Source organism: Pseudomonas sp. TH15, from assembly GCF_016651105.1.
Lineage (GTDB): Bacteria > Pseudomonadota > Gammaproteobacteria > Pseudomonadales > Pseudomonadaceae > Aquipseudomonas.
Genome location: NZ_JAEKEL010000001.1, coordinates 2,501,493 through 2,519,444, shown reverse-complemented (window position 1 = coordinate 2,519,444; position 17,952 = coordinate 2,501,493). Strand labels below are relative to the sequence as shown.

15 protein-coding genes are annotated in these 17,952 nt (G+C 59.1%); 9 read left to right on the top strand and 6 right to left on the bottom strand.

Annotated elements, in window-relative coordinates:
* Positions 1–137: 137 nt before the first annotated feature.
* The 3 genes from ccoM to JFT87_RS11335 all read right to left on the bottom strand — a co-directional run bounded on the left by ccoM (position 138) and on the right by JFT87_RS11335 (position 1,034).
* Positions 138–251, bottom strand: a complete 114-nt coding sequence (gene ccoM, locus JFT87_RS28670; RefSeq protein WP_054046898.1) for a cytochrome c oxidase subunit CcoM — start codon at positions 249–251, stop codon at positions 138–140.
* Positions 252–395: 144 nt separating this feature from the next.
* Positions 396–557: a hypothetical protein gene (locus JFT87_RS11340; RefSeq protein WP_008016476.1), complete on the bottom strand. Its 162-nt coding sequence runs from the start codon at positions 555–557 to the stop codon at positions 396–398.
* Between the two features lie 135 nt (positions 558–692).
* Positions 693–1,034, bottom strand: a complete 342-nt coding sequence (locus JFT87_RS11335; protein WP_201201309.1) for an aspartate-semialdehyde dehydrogenase — start codon at positions 1,032–1,034, stop codon at positions 693–695.
* 240 nt (positions 1,035–1,274) lie between these two features.
* On the opposite strand from JFT87_RS11335, the gene rapA reads away from it, so the two are divergent.
* Positions 1,275–4,121 carry an RNA polymerase-associated protein RapA gene (gene rapA / locus JFT87_RS11330; protein ID WP_201201307.1) on the top strand — a complete coding sequence of 949 codons (2,847 nt, stop codon included), beginning with the start codon at positions 1,275–1,277 and terminating at the stop codon, positions 4,119–4,121.
* 174 nt (positions 4,122–4,295) lie between these two features.
* On the opposite strand, the gene JFT87_RS11325 is transcribed toward rapA, so the two are convergent.
* Positions 4,296–5,645: a spinster family MFS transporter gene (locus JFT87_RS11325; protein ID WP_201201306.1), complete on the bottom strand. Its 1,350-nt coding sequence runs from the start codon at positions 5,643–5,645 to the stop codon at positions 4,296–4,298.
* A gap of 291 nt (positions 5,646–5,936) precedes the next feature.
* Between JFT87_RS11325 and JFT87_RS11320 the strand changes: the two genes are divergently transcribed.
* Positions 5,937–6,305 carry a YkgJ family cysteine cluster protein gene (locus JFT87_RS11320; protein ID WP_201201305.1) on the top strand — a complete coding sequence of 123 codons (369 nt, stop codon included), beginning with the start codon at positions 5,937–5,939 and terminating at the stop codon, positions 6,303–6,305.
* A gap of 150 nt (positions 6,306–6,455) precedes the next feature.
* Positions 6,456–8,738 (top strand): putative bifunctional diguanylate cyclase/phosphodiesterase, encoded by a 2,283-nt coding sequence (locus tag JFT87_RS11315; RefSeq protein ID WP_201201304.1) that lies wholly within the window; start codon positions 6,456–6,458, stop codon positions 8,736–8,738.
* Here JFT87_RS11315 and JFT87_RS11310 read toward each other — a convergent pair.
* Positions 8,629–9,525 carry an NAD(P)-dependent oxidoreductase gene (locus JFT87_RS11310; RefSeq protein WP_201201303.1) on the bottom strand — a complete coding sequence of 299 codons (897 nt, stop codon included), beginning with the start codon at positions 9,523–9,525 and terminating at the stop codon, positions 8,629–8,631. The genes JFT87_RS11315 and JFT87_RS11310 overlap by 110 nt on opposite strands.
* A gap of 195 nt (positions 9,526–9,720) precedes the next feature.
* Between JFT87_RS11310 and JFT87_RS11305 the strand changes: the two genes are divergently transcribed.
* Positions 9,721–11,922 (top strand): hypothetical protein, encoded by a 2,202-nt coding sequence (locus tag JFT87_RS11305; RefSeq protein ID WP_201201302.1) that lies wholly within the window; start codon positions 9,721–9,723, stop codon positions 11,920–11,922.
* Between the two features lie 307 nt (positions 11,923–12,229).
* Here JFT87_RS11305 and JFT87_RS11300 read toward each other — a convergent pair whose 3' ends face one another.
* Positions 12,230–12,535 (bottom strand): DUF2288 domain-containing protein, encoded by a 306-nt coding sequence (locus JFT87_RS11300; RefSeq protein ID WP_201201301.1) that lies wholly within the window; start codon positions 12,533–12,535, stop codon positions 12,230–12,232.
* A gap of 350 nt (positions 12,536–12,885) precedes the next feature.
* On the opposite strand from JFT87_RS11300, the gene JFT87_RS11295 reads away from it, so the two are divergent.
* The 5 genes from JFT87_RS11295 to JFT87_RS11275 all read left to right on the top strand — a co-directional run bounded on the left by JFT87_RS11295 (position 12,886) and on the right by JFT87_RS11275 (position 17,887).
* Positions 12,886–14,013 (top strand): branched-chain amino acid ABC transporter substrate-binding protein, encoded by a 1,128-nt coding sequence (locus JFT87_RS11295; protein WP_201195380.1) that lies wholly within the window; start codon positions 12,886–12,888, stop codon positions 14,011–14,013.
* Positions 14,014–14,244: 231 nt separating this feature from the next.
* Positions 14,245–15,168 carry a high-affinity branched-chain amino acid ABC transporter permease LivH gene (livH, locus tag JFT87_RS11290; RefSeq protein ID WP_201201299.1) on the top strand — a complete coding sequence of 308 codons (924 nt, stop codon included), beginning with the start codon at positions 14,245–14,247 and terminating at the stop codon, positions 15,166–15,168.
* Entirely contained in the window at positions 15,165–16,421 is a 1,257-nt protein-coding gene (locus JFT87_RS11285) for a high-affinity branched-chain amino acid ABC transporter permease LivM (RefSeq protein WP_201201296.1), read from the top strand. The genes livH and JFT87_RS11285 overlap by 4 nt, the downstream gene beginning before the upstream one ends.
* The gene (livG, locus tag JFT87_RS11280) at positions 16,418–17,185 is read left to right on the top strand and encodes a high-affinity branched-chain amino acid ABC transporter ATP-binding protein LivG (RefSeq protein WP_201201295.1); all 768 of its coding nucleotides are present in this window, start codon (positions 16,418–16,420) and stop codon (positions 17,183–17,185) included. Before JFT87_RS11285 ends, livG begins: the two co-directional genes overlap by 4 nt.
* A complete protein-coding gene (locus tag JFT87_RS11275; protein ID WP_201201292.1) occupies positions 17,186–17,887 on the top strand; it encodes an ABC transporter ATP-binding protein in 702 nt (233 codons plus the stop codon).
* The last annotated feature ends 65 nt before the right edge of the window (positions 17,888–17,952 follow it).

Below are 17,952 nucleotides of genomic sequence, written 5' to 3'. Positions count from 1 at the left end.
TACCGCAGCAACGGATATACACCCCCCCAAGAGCCCCAACCCCCCAAGAGCCTGGTCGGCCCAAAGGCCGCCAAGGCAAAAAAAGGGCAACCGAAGTTGCCCAAAATGCCTTGCGTGCTCATTGCGTCCGGAAAGACCTACGGTTTGCGCTTATGGGAATCCTTCCAGATGAAATATCCAAACCCTGCAAAAAACAGAACCATGAGGCCGACTGTCAGCACTCCGGCGATCACCACGTTATCGAAAAACATGACTGGCCTCCTGCACTTGCCCTGTTGCGATGGGGCTAAGTTAACCAATCGGGCAGGAGAGAAAATTGACCGGGATCAATGCCGCCCGAGACTGGGCGTAAAGGAGGGGAAATAACTGACCTGCATCAATCGATGCAGGGGGTTTCAACGCTTTTTCGGTTTGTTTTTCGGCTTTTTCTTCGCTTTACCCAACGGCATGGCCTGCTCGAACGCCTGGCGGACTTCGTTCAGGCGCTTATCGTTGAGGTCATGAACCCGCTTGGCGCGTTCGGCATTAAGGTCGATCAGTTTGTCGTCTTGGCTCATGGTGTTCAGTGCATCGCTGGAAAGAATCACAACTGCCGCATCACTGGCAGGACTGAACCAATAATGCAGCCTGACGCCAGCGCTGACCAGCCACCGGCTTAAACAGCCTAAAACAATTCATGTGAGCGACAACGGTCAAATCTGGATATCGACCCAAAGCCCTTGGCGCGGCTGATCGTCTATCAACGGTGCGACCGGCACGGTGTTGTCGGCATTGAGTTCGTCACCGGGAATCGCCAGGTGTTCTTCCGGGTCCTCATCGGCCTCGCGACGGCGGCGATCTTGCTCCTGCTTTCGGCGCTGTTCTTCGCGCAGTTGCAGGGCGGCCTCTTCCGGGTCGCGTTTTTGCATGTCGATCGTGCTGTCGCTGGAGCTTTCCTGCACAGGCACTACCGGCGGAATGTCCGGGCGCTGGCGGATCGGGTCCTGCTGTGAGGTGATCGGCACGGCACTCAAGGGCAGCATCGGTTGCAGCATAATTATTAGTCTCCTGTCTTCAGGCTGTCGGCTGCGCAGGTTGCGACTTGAGCCATCGGTCGCAAAGTTGTGAACCAGCACACGTGCGGGCCGCTATGTTTTATCCGACAGCACAGAACTCAAGCGTTCCCCAAGATCAAAAGATCGCAGCCTTCGGCAGCTCCTACATGAGTAATCCTTTGGCCCTGAAGGCTCATTCCGTTAAGATAGCCCGCTTTTTCAAGGTGGGAGTCAGGCAGCATGGCGCAGCAGTATCAACCGGGGCAACGCTGGATTAGTGACAGCGAAGCCGAGCTGGGTTTGGGCACCGTTCTGGCACAGGACGGCCGCTTGTTGACCGTGCTCTATCCGGCCACTGGCGACACTCGTCAGTACGCGCTACGGAATGCGCCCCTCACACGTGTGCGGTTTTCGCCGGGTGACTCGATCACTCACTTCGAAGGCTGGAAACTGACCGTACAGGAAGTCGACGACGTCGATGGCCTGCTGGTCTACCACGGCCTCAACGCGCAGAACGAAGCGGTCACCCTGCCGGAAACCCAACTGTCGAACTTCATTCAGTTCCGTCTGGCCAGCGACCGTCTGTTCGCCGGGCAGATCGACCCGTTGGCCTGGTTCTCCCTGCGTTATCACACGCTGGAACACACCAGCCGTCAGTTGCAGTCTGCCCTCTGGGGCCTGGGCGGCGTGCGTGCGCAGCCAATCGCGCACCAATTGCACATCGCCCGTGAAGTCGCCGACCGTATCGCGCCTCGGGTTCTGCTGGCGGACGAAGTAGGCCTGGGTAAAACCATCGAAGCCGGCCTGGTCATCCATCGCCAACTGCTCTCGGGTCGCGCCAACCGCGTGTTGATCCTGGTTCCTGAGAACCTGCAACACCAGTGGCTGGTCGAGATGCGCCGCCGCTTCAACCTGCAAGTCGCGCTGTTCGACGAAGAACGCTTTATCGAAAGCGATGCCGGCAACCCGTTCGAAGACACCCAGCTCGCGCTGGTTGCACTGGAATGGCTGGTGGACGACGAGAAGGTGCAGGACGCTCTGTTCGCTGCCGGTTGGGACCTGCTGGTGGTCGACGAAGCGCACCACCTGGTCTGGCACGAAGAAAAAGCCAGCCCTGAATACACCCTCGTCGAGCAACTCGCCGAGACTATTCCTGGTGTGCTGCTGCTGACCGCGACCCCGGAACAACTGGGCCAGGACAGCCACTTCGCGCGTCTGCGCCTGCTCGACCCGAACCGTTTTCATGACCTGCACGCCTTCCGCGCCGAGAGCGAAAACTATCGCCCGGTGGCCGAAGCCGTTCAGGAGCTGCTGGACAAAGGGCGCCTGTCGCCTGAAGCGCACAAGACTATTCACGGTTTCCTCGGCAACGAAGGCGAAGCGCTGCTGACCGCGGTCAACGATGGCGACGCCGAAGCCAGCGCCCGTCTGGTGCGCGAGTTGCTCGATCGCCACGGCACCGGCCGCGTGCTGTTCCGTAACACCCGCGCCGCCGTGCAGGGTTTCCCGGAGCGCAAACTGCACCCGTACCCGCTGCCGTGCCCGGACGAATACCTCGAACTGCCGCTGGGCGATCACGCCGAGCTGTACCCGGAAGTCAGCTTCCAGGCCCAGCCGGATGCCAACGAAGAAGAACGCTGGTGGAAATTCGACCCGCGCGTCGAGTGGCTGATCGATCAGCTGAAAATGCTCAAGCGCACTAAAGTGCTGGTGATTTGCGCCCACGCCGAAACCGCCATGGATCTGGAAGACGCCCTGCGCGTACGTTCCGGCATTCCGGCCACGGTCTTCCACGAAGGCATGAACATCCTCGAGCGTGACCGCGCCGCCGCCTACTTCGCGGATGAAGAGTTCGGCGCGCAAGTGCTGATCTGCTCGGAAATCGGCAGTGAAGGTCGCAACTTCCAGTTCTCGCACCACTTGGTGCTGTTCGATCTGCCGGCGCACCCGGACCTGCTCGAGCAGCGTATCGGTCGTCTGGACCGGATCGGCCAGAAACACATCATCGAGCTGCACGTGCCGTATCTGGAAACCAGCCCGCAAGAGCGGCTATTCCAGTGGTACCACGAAGCGCTGAACGCGTTCCTCAACACTTGCCCGACCGGCAACGCCTTGCAGCATCAGTTCGGCCCGCGCCTGCTGCCGCTGCTGGAAAACGCCGACGATGGCGAGTGGCAAGCCCTGATCGACGAGGCCCGCGGCGAGCGTGAGCGTCTGGAAGCCGAGCTGCACACCGGTCGCGACCGCTTGCTGGAACTCAACTCCGGCGGTTCGGGCGAAGGCGATCAGTTGGTCGAGGACATCCTTGAGCAAGACGATCAGTTCGCCCTGCCGATCTATATGGAAACCCTGTTCGACGCGTTCGGCATCGACAGCGAAGACCATTCGGAAAATGCGCTGATCCTCAAGCCGAGCGAAAAAATGCTCGACGCCAGCTTCCCGCTGGGCGACGACGAAGGCGTGACCATCACCTACGACCGCAACCAGGCGCTGTCTCGCGAAGACATGCAGTTCATCACCTGGGAACACCCGATGGTCCAGGGTGGTATGGACCTGGTGTTGTCCGGTTCGATGGGCAACACCGCCGTAGCGCTGATCAAGAACAAGGCGCTGAAACCTGGCACCGTGTTGCTGGAACTGCTCTACGTCAGCGAAGTGGTTGCCCCGCGCTCCTTGCAACTGGGCCGTTACCTGCCGCCGGCCGCCCTGCGCTGCCTGCTCGATGCCAATGGCAACGACCTGTCGGGCCGGGTGTCGTTCGAAACCCTGAACGATCAACTGGAAAGCGTGCCTCGCGCCAGCGCCAACAAGTTCGTCCAGGCTCAGCGCGATCAGCTGACGCCACGGATCAACGCCGGCGAAGAGAAGATCGCCCCGCGTCACGCCGAGCGTGTGGCTGAGGCGCAACGTCGCCTGGCTGCCGACACTGACGAAGAACTGGCACGCCTGACCGCGTTGCAAGCGGTCAACCCGACCGTACGCGATAGCGAACTGGTTGCCCTGCGCAATCAGCGCGAGCAAGGCCTGGCCATGCTCGACAAGGCTGCGCTGCGACTGGAAGCAATTCGGGTGTTGGTAGCGGGTTAATCGCCCTCTCCTACTCCGTAGAAACAAAAAAAGGCCCGCAGTGATGCGGGCCTTTTTTTGTCTGCCGGAATGATGGGGTGTGGCTGATGGCCTGATCGCGAGCAAGCTCGCACCCACAGGGGATCTGTGGCGTTCACAAATCCAATGTGGGAGCGAGCTTGCTCGCGATGGCGGTTACGCAGTCACCGCAGCACCTTCAGGCTCAACGACAGCCACCAACCCGTCCTTCATCCGCTTTGCATCACGCACAAAACACCGCGACGCCATAAATAGAAACACCATGGTGAAAAACAGCGCCACCGGGATCAAGTACATCGCGTCATGCAGACCGATAGCCTTGAACGCTTCGGTCATCTGCTCGGCACCCTCCGTCAGCATCGCCGAATGCGCAAAGTGATCGGATAACCCACCGACCACCACCGGCCCCAATCCACCGCCCAACAAATACAACCCGGCAAAGAACAACGCCATGGCCGTTGCCCGCAGGCGCGGTTCGACCACGTCCTGAATCGCCGTATAAACGCAGGTGTAGAAGTTGTAGGCAAACAGCCAGCCCAGACTGAACACCGCGACAAACACCCCGATTTCAATGCGCCCGGCATGCAGCGCACACGCGGTGCACACCGTCGAGATGATCAAACTGAACGCGGCAAACAACAGTCGCCCATTGGCCACACGCTGGTGAATCTTGTCGGCGATCCAGCCGCCCAGGGTCAAGCCGAACAGCCCGGTCACGCCGACGATCACCCCGGTCGCCACCGCCGCTTCCTGCAACGGCATCAGGAAATAGCGCTGCAGCATCGGCACCAGGAACGAGTTGCAGGCGTAGGTCGCGAAGTTGAAGCACAGCCCTGCCAGCACCAGCCAGAGGAACGTCGGCACCGCCAGAATCCGTCGAATCGGCTTGTCGACTTTTTCCTGGGACACTTGCACGCTTTCCGCTGCGCCGCGTTTCGGTTCTTTAATGAAGAACATGAAGATCGCCAGGATCAACCCCGGCACCGCCGCGATAAAGAACGGTGCGCGCCAGCTATCGAAAGCCTTGACCATCGCGCCGATGGTGAAGAACGCCAACAGCAGGCCCAGCGGCAGCCCGAGCATGAAAATCCCCATGGCTCGCGCCCGACGGTGGGCCGGGAACAGGTCGCCAATCAGCGAGTTGGCCGCTGGCGCGTAACTGGCTTCACCGATGCCGATGCCCATGCGCACCAGCAGGAAGCCCCAGAAACTGCCGACCAGGCCATTGACCGCCGTCAACCCGCTCCACACCGCGAGGCCCCAGCCCATTAACTTGCTGCGCGAACCGGTATCGGCCATTCGCCCCAGCGGCAGACCGGCAATCGCGTAGACGATGGTGAACGCGGTGCCGATGATCCCAAGCTGAAAGTCGCTGAGGTGCCATTCCTTACGGATGGGCTCAATAATGATGGCGGGGATGGTGCGGTCGAAGAAGTTGAACAGGTTGGCCAGGAACAGCAGGAACAGAATGCGCCAGGCATTCGCCGCTTGGGTCGAGTTCTGCATGGGGTCCGTCTCTTTTATTGTTATGAAGGCTTCGCTGCCCCCGGAATCTGCAATCTAGTCAGGCTCGTGCGGCGTGTCTGTGATCATTCGCCAGCCTGATATCGGGCCATGCCACTGTAACGAAACGTAAGCCTTTGATAAGTCAGCAATCCCCCGAAAACCGGGGCTTTTACGGCAAAACCCTGGCACAAAAAAATAGTTTCGCGCCCCCCTTCCCAAGTCCGTGGCGAAGCCTAGAATAGCCGCCGGATCCGTCCGGATTCGCCGATCAATCCCTTTGATGCCCTCCCCATGTCCGAAGCCAGTCCGTGTCTGAATTGCGGTGCCTGCTGTTCTCATTTTCGCGTGTCTTTTTTCTGGGGTGAATGCACCTCGGCCGGGGGTACGGTGCCCGACGATCTGGTCGCGCCGATCAGCCCCAGCAGGGTCGCCATGCTCGGCACCGACTGCAAACCCACCCGCTGCGTCGGGTTGGTCGGCGAGGTCGGCAGTACCGTGCAGTGCTCGATTTACGATCAGCGTTCCAGCACTTGCCGGGAGTTCGATGCGTCCTGGGCCAATGGCGAAGCGAACGTGGATTGCGATGCGGCGCGGGCTGCATTCGGCCTGCCGGCGCTGCAACCGGACTGGGCTGAAATCCCCTTCGAACAAAGCGCCTGACTCTATTAGTGCCAATCGCTATGACACTAATGCCGAAATCGTTAGCGCCAATATGCCACTACCGCATACGTTGCAAAAACCGCCTCTATACTCCTGTCATTCGCCTGCGATGACGACGCAGTAAGGACGACTTCAGAGACGGGGCATGCTATGGAGTGGCTTGGTTTGCAGTTCGTTACCGAGCTGCCGCAGAACGGGCAGGTCATCCTCAACTGTACGTACAACCCCTTTCTGGTGCTGTTGGCCTACGTAGTGGCCTGTGCGGCCGGTTTCGCCACACTGGACATGACCGAACGGGTCGGCCACGTGGAAAAGTCCGGTTCCCAGCGGCTCTGGCGCTGGGTCGGTGCCGGGTGCCTGGCGGGCGGGATCTGGGCCATGCATTTCATCAGCATGCTGGCGTTCCAGGCGCCGATCGAGATTCACTACCAACTGCCCATCACCCTGCTCTCGCTGTTATTCGCCCTGACCGCATCGTGGCTGGCCATGCACACGCTCAGTCATCCTGACCTCAATTTCTGGCAATACCTGCGCGCCGCGATCTGGATCGGATTGGGCATCGCAACCATGCACTATGTGGGGATGGCCGCCATGCGTTCGGTGGCGACGGCTTATTACCACCCAGCCCTGTTTGCGCTTTCCATCGTGATCGCGATTGGCGCCAGCCTCGCCGCACTGTTGATTTCCAGTCGCCTGCGCGATGGCAACGGCACGTTTCATCAACTGCTCAAATTCACCGCCAGCCTGGTGCTTGGCGCCGGTATCGTCAGCATGCATTTCACCGGCATGGCGGCGTTAAGTCTGACGCTGCCCGTCAACAGCCTGCCAACGCTACCCACTGAAAACAGCCATCTGCAACTGGGGCTGACGGTGGCGATCATGACCCTGCTGATCATCGGCAGCTGCATCAGCGCGGCATTGGCCGACAAGAAACTGCAAAACAAGGAACACGACCTGCGCCGGGTCAACGCCCTGCTCAGCCAACTGGACCAGGCGCGCATGTCGCTGCAACAGGTGGCGCACTACGACGCCCTGACCAACCTGATCAACCGCCGTGGTTTCAATCAGATCTTTGCCGAGAAGCTGATCGAGAAAACCAACGAGGGCGGCATGCTCGCGGTGATGTTCCTCGACATCGACCACTTCAAACGCATCAACGATAGCCTCGGCCACGACGCCGGCGACGAGTTGCTCAAAGTGCTGGCCGGGCACATCAAGGGTTCGGTCCGCAGCCACGACGATGTGGTGGCGCGTTTCGGCGGCGACGAGTTCTGCATCCTCATCGGCCTGCACGACCGCGAAGAAGCCCGGCACATGGCCCAGCGCATCATGCTGAAAATGAAGGACCCCATCGAGCTGTCGGGACGGCGCATGGTCATGACCACCAGCATCGGCATCAGCCTGTTCCCCGAAGACGGCACGACCTGCGAGGACCTGCTGAAAAACGCCGACCTGGCGCTGTATCAATCCAAGGGCGGCGGTCGCAATAGCCTGCACTTCTTCAGCTCGAACCTCAGAACCCGGGCCACCATGGAGCTGCAACTGGAAGAAGAACTGCGCCACGCACTGCGCGAAGACGCCGGGCTGATGCTGTATTACCAACCGATCTACGACCTGAAAACCGGCCAGGTCACCAAGCTTGAAGCACTGATTCGCTGGCAACACCCGACTCACGGTTTGCTCACGCCGGACCGGTTCATCGCCATTGCCGAAGCCAACGGATTGATCGCAGAGCTGGACAACTGGGTGCTGCGCAAGGCCTGTGAAGACTTGGGCGAATTGTCCCGCCACGGCTGTGAAGAGTTGAAAATTGCAGTGAACTGCTCACCGATTAACCTGGCACGCGAAGAACTGGCTGACGAAATCGAGCACGTCCTGCGCGTAACCGGAGTGGAGCCCCAGCGCCTGGAGCTGGAAGTCACGGAAAACGCGCTGATGGGCAATATCGCCAACACCCTGGTGCTGCTGCGGCAGATTCGCGCCCTCGGCGTGTCACTGTCGATCGACGATTTCGGCACCGGTTACTCTTCCCTGGCTTACCTCAAGCGCCTGCCGCTGAACACGCTGAAGATTGATCGCTCATTCATCCAGGACATCCCCAAGGCGTCCCAGGACATGGAAATCGTCCAGGCAATCATCGTCATGGCGCATACCCTGCATTTGCAGGTGGTCACCGAAGGCGTCGAGACCTTCGAGCAATACGAATTTCTTGAACGCCACGGCTGCGATTTCGTCCAGGGTTACCTGCTCAGCCGTCCGGTGCCGCTGGAGGAATTACGCCCGGTGCTGGACGAAATCAACCAGCGCAAGCACACGCACACGGTCAATCCGCTGAGTCTGGCTCGCGGTATAGCTGCACTAACGTTGACGGATCCTTTTCCAAAAAGCCCTGGCCCCCATGCAGGCGCATCAGTTGTGCGGCCAATCCGCTGATCGGCGTGGCCGAACCTTGTTCGCGCGAGAATTTCACTGCGGTGTCCAGATCCTTGAGCAGTGTGCGCACGTGCCATTTCACCGGTTCGAAACGGCTCTCGGCCATTTGCGGGGCGAGGATCTGCAAGGGTTTTGAATCAGCGAAACCGCCGGCCAGCGCTTCGGCGATCAGACTGGCGTCAACGCCGGAACGTTCGGCCAGCGCCACGACTTCGGCAATCACCAGCGCATTGCAGGCGACGATCATCTGATTGCAGGCCTTGGTCACCTGGCCGGCACCGATGGCGCCCATGTGCGTCACGCGTTTTCCCAGACTCAGCAGCACCGGCCGCACCCGCTCAAGATCCGTCGCTGCGCCACCGACCATGATCGCCAGGCTGCCCGCCTCGGCACCGACTACTCCGCCCGACACTGGCGCATCCAGCCAACCCATGCCGGTTTTTCTGGCAAGTTCTGTCGCCATTTCCCGCGTGGCGGTGGGCTCAAGGCTGGAAAAATCCACCAGCAACTGGCCGTTTTTCCCACGCTCGGCAACGCCTGTCGGGCCGAACACCACCTCACGCACCACCGCCGTGTCCGCCAGGCACAGCATCACCACATCCGCGTGTTCGCACAGCTCAGCGGGCGTCGCGACCTGCCGTGCACCAGCCTCGACCAGCGGCGCGCACTTGTCCGGATTGCGGTTCCACACCGTCAGCGGATAGCCCACCGCCAGCAGACGCCGGCACATCGGCAAGCCCATCAAGCCGATCCCGGCGAACCCCAGTGAAGGTAACGCTGCCATCATTTAGCCTCCTTTTGATTAAAGATCGCCGAATACTGGCCGATTCATCATGACTCAGGAAAGGATTCCCCCCGAGCGATACGCAGGCTTTGGCCCTGTCGCCTGGGCAATACACGCGCAACAAGACGCGAGATCCCATTCCGTGAGGTTCGATGACAGCGTGTCGTCGAGTCAACCAGTCCAGGTACATGGCGCACAATGACTTCTAAAAACAATCCGGCCACTGCGGTATCCGATCTGACTCTGAGCCCAGCGGCGAACAGCCCATCGCCGTCGCCGTCGAAGCCATTGATTCCGTCGCGCCCATTGGCGACCCAGCAGTACCTGTACTTCACCGAAACCAATACCGACCGCATCCTCGACAACCTCGACGGCCTGCGCGACATGGTGTTCCCGCGCCCACCACATCTGGAAGGCGACGGCGAACAGCACAGCGAACAGGAATTCCCGTCGGTGTGCCTGATTGGCCTCGGTCGCTGCGGTTCGAACATCGCGCTGGACGTTGCCGAACTGGTGTACAACGCGCGCAAGTTCTACCTCAACGAATTCAACAACGAAGACCGTCTTTCGCCGGACAAACGCTACGCCGAAAAAGGCTACGGCCCGGCCCAATGGATTCGCAACAATTTGCGCCTGGGGTCGAACAAGGCCACCAAACCGGTGTTCCTGGTCGAACCGCTGGTAATGCTTGGCGACCTGGACAAAGACATCGCCGGGCGTATCCGTTTTTCGCGCAAAGGCGAAAAAAGCGGCTTCCTGCGCGACTACAGCAAAATGAAGATCATGGACTTGTCGGAAGTCCACGCCGGCGGCGCCGGTAACGCGCCGATCCTCGGCCAGTACTTGGCCAAGATCATCCTGAACAAGGACACCCAGCGCTTCTCCAGCCCCGACTGGAAGATGATTCACTCGTACCTGATCGACAGCTGCGGGATCAAGGCCAACCAGTCGCGCCTGTATTTCTCGATCTTCAGCGCTGGCGGCGGTACCGGTTCTGGCATGGCCTCGGAATTCGGCCTGGCCCAGCAGCACTCGTACATGAACAAGACGTTCGACACCAAGCCAATGGACGAGCACGACAGCAAAAGCGGCCACGCTTTCGTTTTCGAGCCGATCTTCACCAGTGGCATCTGTGTGCTGCCGAATATCTCCGACCACCGCAGCGAAATGTCCGAGGCGCTGCACATCAACGCCGGTCGCCTGCTGTGCAAATACCTGTCGGAAGAATGGGACTTCTCGTACAACTTCGACAATGAAGACAGCAGCGAAGCCAGCGTCATGGGCCGTATCCGCCCATGGAACGCGATGATGCTGATCTCCAACGACATCATGCGTTACGCCGAAGAGAGCGATGACGGCAACATCCAGAACATTGACGTCAATGCGATGGAAAAGCACGCCAACCAATACATCTCGCAACAGATCTTCAACATTCTGACGGCGCAGGCGGTCACGACTGACTACGACCAGAACTATTTCCGTCGTGCAGGCATCGACATCGGCGAAACCATTCGCCTGGACGCCAACGACCTGTTCATGAGCCTGGCCGGCCCGGTGGCGATTGCCTACGCCGAATCCGTGGTGCCGGAAACCCCGCCGCCAAGCAGCGACAAGTTCAAGGTGTTCGACAAAGAGCCGCAGCGCCTGAACATCGACGACCTGTTCTTCCGCTCCATCGACCTGCCGCACTTCAACAAGGTCACCCAGGCCATCGAAGGCATCAGCCTGTTGCCGATCGAGTCCAAGCGCTATCGCGCCTCGCTTGAGCAGTACAAGAATTCCGGTTACGACGCGGCCGCGTTGCACGACCTGCATTTCTTCAAGAATTGCTCGTCGGTGGTGTCGATCGTTTCGTTGCCGAAAGACTACAAACTGTCCTACATGGACCTGAACCGGTTGAAGACGCATCTCAACAGCCTGTTCCCGAACACCACGCTCAAGCGTTATGCGCTGGTGATCGGTGCCTCGGCCAACCTGTCGCTGACCACCCTGATCGCCAAGAGCCCGTGCCTGTCGGACGATTTCCTGACGTTGATCGTGGCCTTCATCAAGCGCTGCTTCGCGAAAAACCCGTACCGCTTCGACGAGACACTGGACAACTCGATCCTGGACTTCATCATCCATGAAGACTTCGACGAAGACCGGATCGACGACCTGCTCAACGAATTCGAAAACCCGGCGAAGATCCTCGACACCAACTGGTACGCGATCAAGCCGATGTACGAGAAGAAGTACCGCGAGCTGATCAACGACAAAGACAAGTTCGTCTCGATCAATGACATTCGCTTGTCGCGCGATTGCGTGAAGAAGGCTATCAAGTACCTGCGTGAGATTTACCGTCACCGGATTGGCAAGACCAAGGTTATTTCCCTTAATAACCACACGGGTAAAACCGCTTAGTCAGTGATGGGCCCTTCGCGAGCAAGCCCGCTCCCACATTCGACCGCGTTCCTTCAGGAAAAACGCGGTCACCTGTGGGAGCGGGCTTGCTCGCGGAAGCGGCTTTAAATTCGCCACATCTTTCACTTTTTACTCACACTCAGAAACAATTAAGCAGCCCTCAGGCTGCTCATAAAACTGTTCCCGTTACGTGCACGTCACCCTCGCCAAGACCCTTCTGTGGCCTTTCTCTACGGCAACATGCCATCACGCTACTCGCCTACACACTTTTGCCCGGCCAAGTAGCGCACTTAATTGGTGCAAGCCTTCAGTTCGTCGCCCTTTCCTGGATCAGAATCCACGGCGAAACCACTACCGCCCACAACTGAGGGTCGCGCTCGAAAAGATCCAGCGCCCGCGTTTCAGAGAGCTTGGCGAGGGTGTCGGCGGCCAGCCAGGCAGCCACTTTCTCGCCTTCATCCGTGGCCACGGCTTCGGCGGCAGCGATCAAATCCAGGCTTGGGTCGACCCACAATAGGGCACCCTTGGCAAAGAACGGTTCCAGTTCCTTCCAGGTAATAGATGCGGTCTCACCAAGCAGCTTGGCATAGAGGGTGCTAGGTTCTTGAGTCATGGGTCCTGTCCGGAAAAGAAATCGGCGTGAATGATAACGTCGGTGGTCTGGCAGAAAAACCCGGATGCAATTGAGTTACCGAATGAAATTCGCAGGAACGCCAAGGAATGCTGATGAATCAAGCGATTAGCCAGCTAACATCCCGCCGCAATTCTGTCTTTTTCTTTCAAAATAGCGACACCCTCAGGTTTTGCCCCCCGGCGCTGCCTTCCCAGGCTAACAATCGGCGCTCTACACTGTACCGGTACAGTTGCCGGGGGCATTTTCCGGAGGATATCCAAGATATCTGACCCGGTTCTGCTGCTACGGCGCCAGGACTATAAAAACTACAACAGTAAGAGTGGAGCACTATGACTAAGGCTACTAAGCAGATTTCCAAACTGTTTGCCGCTATGGTTCTGGCCGGGGTTGCCAGCCATTCGTTCGCAGCTGACACCATCAAGATCGGTATCGCCGGCCCTAAAACCGGCCCGGTAGCCCAATACGGCGATATGCAGTTCAGTGGCGCCAAAATGGCCATCGAACAAATCAACGCCAAGGGCGGTGTCGACGGCAAGAAGCTCGAAGCCGTTGAATACGACGATGCCTGTGATCCGAAACAAGCGGTCGCTGTAGCGAACAAAGTCGTCAACGACGGCGTCAAGTTCGTGGTCGGTCACCTGTGCTCCAGCTCCACTCAACCCGCGTCCGACATTTACGAAGACGAAGGCGTGGTCATGATCACCCCGGCTGCCACCAGCCCGGACATCACCGCCCGTGGTTACAAAATGATCTTCCGTACGATCGGTCTGGACAGCGCCCAGGGCCCTGCCGCCGGTAACTACATCGCGGATCACGTCAAACCGAAAATCGTTGCTGTTCTGCACGACAAACAGCAATACGGTGAAGGCATCGCGACTGCCGTCAAGAAAACCCTCGAAAGCAAAGGCGTGAAAGTTGCCGTGTTCGAAGGCATCAACGCCGGCGACAAAGACTTCTCCTCGATCATCTCCAAGCTCAAGCAAGCCAACGTCGACTTCGTCTACTACGGCGGCTACCACCCGGAGCTGGGTCTGATCCTGCGTCAATCCCAGGAAAAAGGCCTGAAAGCCAAGTTCATGGGTCCGGAAGGCGTGGGTAACGACTCCATTTCGCAGATCGCCAAGGACGCTTCCGAAGGCCTGCTGGTGACCCTGCCGAAATCCTTCGACCAGGATCCGGCCAACGTCGCCCTGGCTGACGCGTTCAAAGCCAAGAAAGAAGATCCGAGCGGTCCGTTCGTGTTCCCTTCCTACTCGGCTGTTGAAGTCATCGCCGGTGGTATCACTGCCGCCAAGAGCGAAGACCCTGCAAAAGTGGCTGCAGCCATCCACGCAGGTTCCTTCAAGACCCCGACTGGCGACCTGAGCTTCGACGCCAAGGGCGACCTGAAAGACTTCAAGTTCGTGGTTTACGAGTGGCACTTCGGCAAACCTAAAACCGAAGTTTCGCCTCAGTAAGGCGTAGCCGACTGACTGCCAATAAAGCCCACGGCGTGCCGTGGGCTTTGTTTTACGAACGTATTGGGCCGCGCTGGCGTGATCCGCCAGTCTCCCCACCTGAAAATCTCAAAACCGTCATCAGCGGTTCGCTGGCAAACCTCGAATTCGAAGTGGATGCAGATCCACGGGGCTCGAGCGGGAAAATGACTCCACCAGTGAAATGCGTATCAGGTTTTTAGGAGCGCAGTAATGCCTGACATCTATCACTTCTTCCAGCAGCTGGTTAACGGCCTGACCGTTGGCAGCACATATGCCCTGATCGCCATCGGCTATACGATGGTTTACGGCATCATTGGAATGATCAACTTCGCCCACGGCGAGGTGTACATGATTGGCTCCTACGTGGCGTTCATCGCCATCGCGGGCCTGTCCATGATGGGACTCGACAGTGTTCCGCTGTTGATGACCGCCGCCTTCATCGCAACCATCGTTGTTACCAGTGCCTACGGTTACAGCATCGAACGGATCGCCTACCGCCCTCTTCGCGGCAGCAACCGTCTGATCCCGCTGATTTCCGCCATCGGCATGTCGATCTTCCTGCAGAACACGGTTCTGCTGGCGCAAGACTCCAAGGACAAATCCATCCCCAACCTGATCCCCGGCAACTTATCCATCGGGCCAGGTGGCGCACATGAAGTGCTGATTTCCTACATGCAAATCGTGGTGTTCGTGGTGACCCTGGTCGCCATGCTCGGCTTGACGCTGTTCATCTCCCGCTCTCGCCTGGGTCGCGCCTGCCGCGCCTGTGCCGAAGACATCAAGATGGCCAACCTGCTGGGTATCAACACCAACAACATCATCGCCCTGACCTTCGTCATCGGTGCTGCGCTGGCGGCCATTGCGGCCGTGCTGCTGAGCATGCAATACGGCGTGATCAACCCCAACGCCGGTTTCCTCGTCGGCCTCAAGGCCTTCACCGCCGCAGTACTGGGCGGTATCGGCAGCATCCCCGGAGCCATGCTCGGCGGGCTGGTGCTCGGGGTGGCGGAAGCCTTCGGTGCCGATATCTTCGGCGACCAATACAAGGACGTCGTGGCGTTCGGTCTATTGGTTCTGGTGTTGTTGTTCCGGCCTACCGGCCTGCTGGGCCGTCCGGAGGTTGAAAAAGTATGACTAGGAATCTTAAACAGGCGTTGTTCAGCGCCTTGCTGGTGTGGGCTGTTGCCTATCCGGTACTCGGTCTGAAGCTGACCATCGTCGGCATCAACCTCGAAGTTCATGGCACCAGCAACGCCACGCTGATCACCATCGCCGTCTGTTCGGTGCTGATGTTCCTGCGGGTAATGTTCGACCAGAAGATCAGCGCGACGTGGAAATCCTCGCCAAGCATGCCGGTGATGCCGGCCAAGGTCAGCACCTTCCTGACTCTGCCGACCACCCAGCGCTGGATCATCATTGCGCTGATCATCGGTGCACTGGTGTGGCCGTTCTTCGGCTCCCGTGGCGCGGTGGACATCGCGACGCTGGTATTGATCTACGTGATGCTCGGCCTCGGCTTGAACATCGTGGTCGGCCTGGCCGGCCTGCTCGACCTCGGTTACGTCGGTTTCTATGCCGTCGGCGCCTACAGCTATGCGCTGCTGTCGCACTACTACGGTCTGAGCTTCTGGATCTGCCTGCCCATCGCCGGGATGATGGCGGCCACCTTCGGCTTCCTGCTCGGCTTCCCGGTCTTGCGCCTTCGTGGTGACTACCTGGCGATCGTGACCCTGGGCTTCGGTGAAATCATCCGTCTGTTCCTGCGTAACCTGACCGACATTACCGGTGGCCCGAACGGCATCAGTAACATTCCCAAGCCAACGCTTTTCGGACTGACCTTCGATAAAACTGCTGCCGAGGGCCTGCAGACGTTCCACGAATACTTCGGTCTGACCTACAACCCGGTCAACAAGGTGATCTTCCTTTACCTGATTGCGGTGGTGCTGTCGTTGTTCGCACTGTTCGTCATCAACCGCTTGCTGCGCATGCCGTTGGGTCGTGCCTGGGAAGCGCTGCGTGAAGACGAAATCGCCTGCCGTGCGCTGGGTCTGAACCCGACCATGATCAAGCTTTCGGCGTTTACCCTGGGTGCCTGCTTCGCCGGTTTTGCCGGCAGCTTCTTCGCCGCGCGCCAAGGGTTGGTGACACCGGAGTCCTTCACCTTCATCGAGTCGGCGACCATCCTCGCCATCGTGGTGCTGGGCGGCATGGGCTCGCAACTGGGCGTCGTACTCGCCGCTACAGTGATGATCCTGTTGCCGGAAATGATGCGTGAATTCAGTGAATACCGCATGTTGATGTTCGGCGCCTTGATGGTGCTGATGATGATCTGGCGTCCTCAGGGTCTGCTGCCCATGCAACGTCCTCACATGGAGCTGCGAAAATGAGCCGCGAGATCCTCAAAGTCGACAATCTGAGCATGCGCTTCGGCGGTTTGCTCGCGGTTAACGGCGTGGCCCTGACCGTGATGGAAAAACAGGTCGTGGCGCTGATCGGCCCTAACGGCGCCGGCAAGACCACCGTGTTCAACTGCCTGACCGGTTTCTACAAGCCAAGTGGCGGCAGCATCCTGCTCGACGGCCAGGCCATCGAAGGCCTGCCCGGCCACGAGATCGCCCGCAAAGGCGTAGTGCGGACCTTCCAGAACGTGCGGTTGTTCAAGGACATGACCGCGGTCGAGAACCTCTTGATCGCCCAGCACCGTCACTTGAATACCAACTTCCTGGCCGGTCTGTTCAAGACTCCGGCGTTCCGCAAAAGCGAACGCGAAGCCATGGAGTTCGCCGAGTACTGGCTGGACAAGGTCAACCTCAAGGCCTTCGCCAACCGTCCGGCCGGCACCCTGGCCTACGGTCAGCAACGTCGCTTGGAAATCGCTCGCTGCATGATGACCCGCCCGCGGATCCTCATGCTCGACGAACCGGCCGCCGGCCTGAACCCGAAGGAAACCGAAGACCTCAAGGCGCTGATCAGCGTGCTCCGCGAAGAGCACGACGTGACCGTGCTGTTGATCGAACACGACATGAAGCTGGTCATGAGCATTTCCGACCACATCGTCGTGATCAACCAGGGCACGCCCCTGGCCAACGGCACGCCGGAACAGATCCGCGACAATCCTGAAGTGATCAAAGCCTACCTGGGGGAAGCGTAAATGCTGCAATTCGAAAACGTTTCCACCTTCTACGGCAAGATCCAGGCCCTGCACGGCGTCAACGTGGAAATCCGCCAGGGCGAAATCGTCACCCTGATCGGCGCCAACGGCGCGGGTAAATCCACCCTGCTGATGACGCTGTGCGGTTCGCCGCAAGCCCACAGCGGTAGCATCAAGTACATGGGTGAAGAGCTCGTGGGGCAAACCTCGGCGCAGATCATGCGCAAGAGCATTGCCGTGGTGCCGGAAGGTCGTCGGGTGTTTGCCCGCCTGACCGTGGAAGAAAACCTCGCCATGGGCGGCTTCTTCACCGACAAGGGCGATTATCAGGAACAGATGGACAAGGTTCTCGGACTTTTCCCACGCCTGAAAGAGCGCTTTGCCCAACGCGGCGGCACCATGTCCGGCGGCGAACAGCAAATGCTCGCCATCGGCCGTGCGCTGATGAGCAAGCCCAAGCTACTGCTGCTCGACGAGCCTTCGCTGGGTCTGGCGCCGATCATCATCCAGCAGATCTTCGACATCATCGAACAACTGCGCAAGGACGGTGTGACGGTGTTCCTGGTGGAGCAGAACGCCAACCAGGCGCTGAAAATTGCTGACCGCGCGTACGTTCTGGAGAACGGCCGGGTGGTGATGCAAGGCACTGGTGAAGCGCTGCTGACTGATCCGAAAGTGCGCGAGGCGTATCTGGGGGGTTGAGTCATTTCGCTAAACAAAAAACGGCCTTCGGGCCGTTTTTTTAATTTGCAACGCCTTCGACTTTC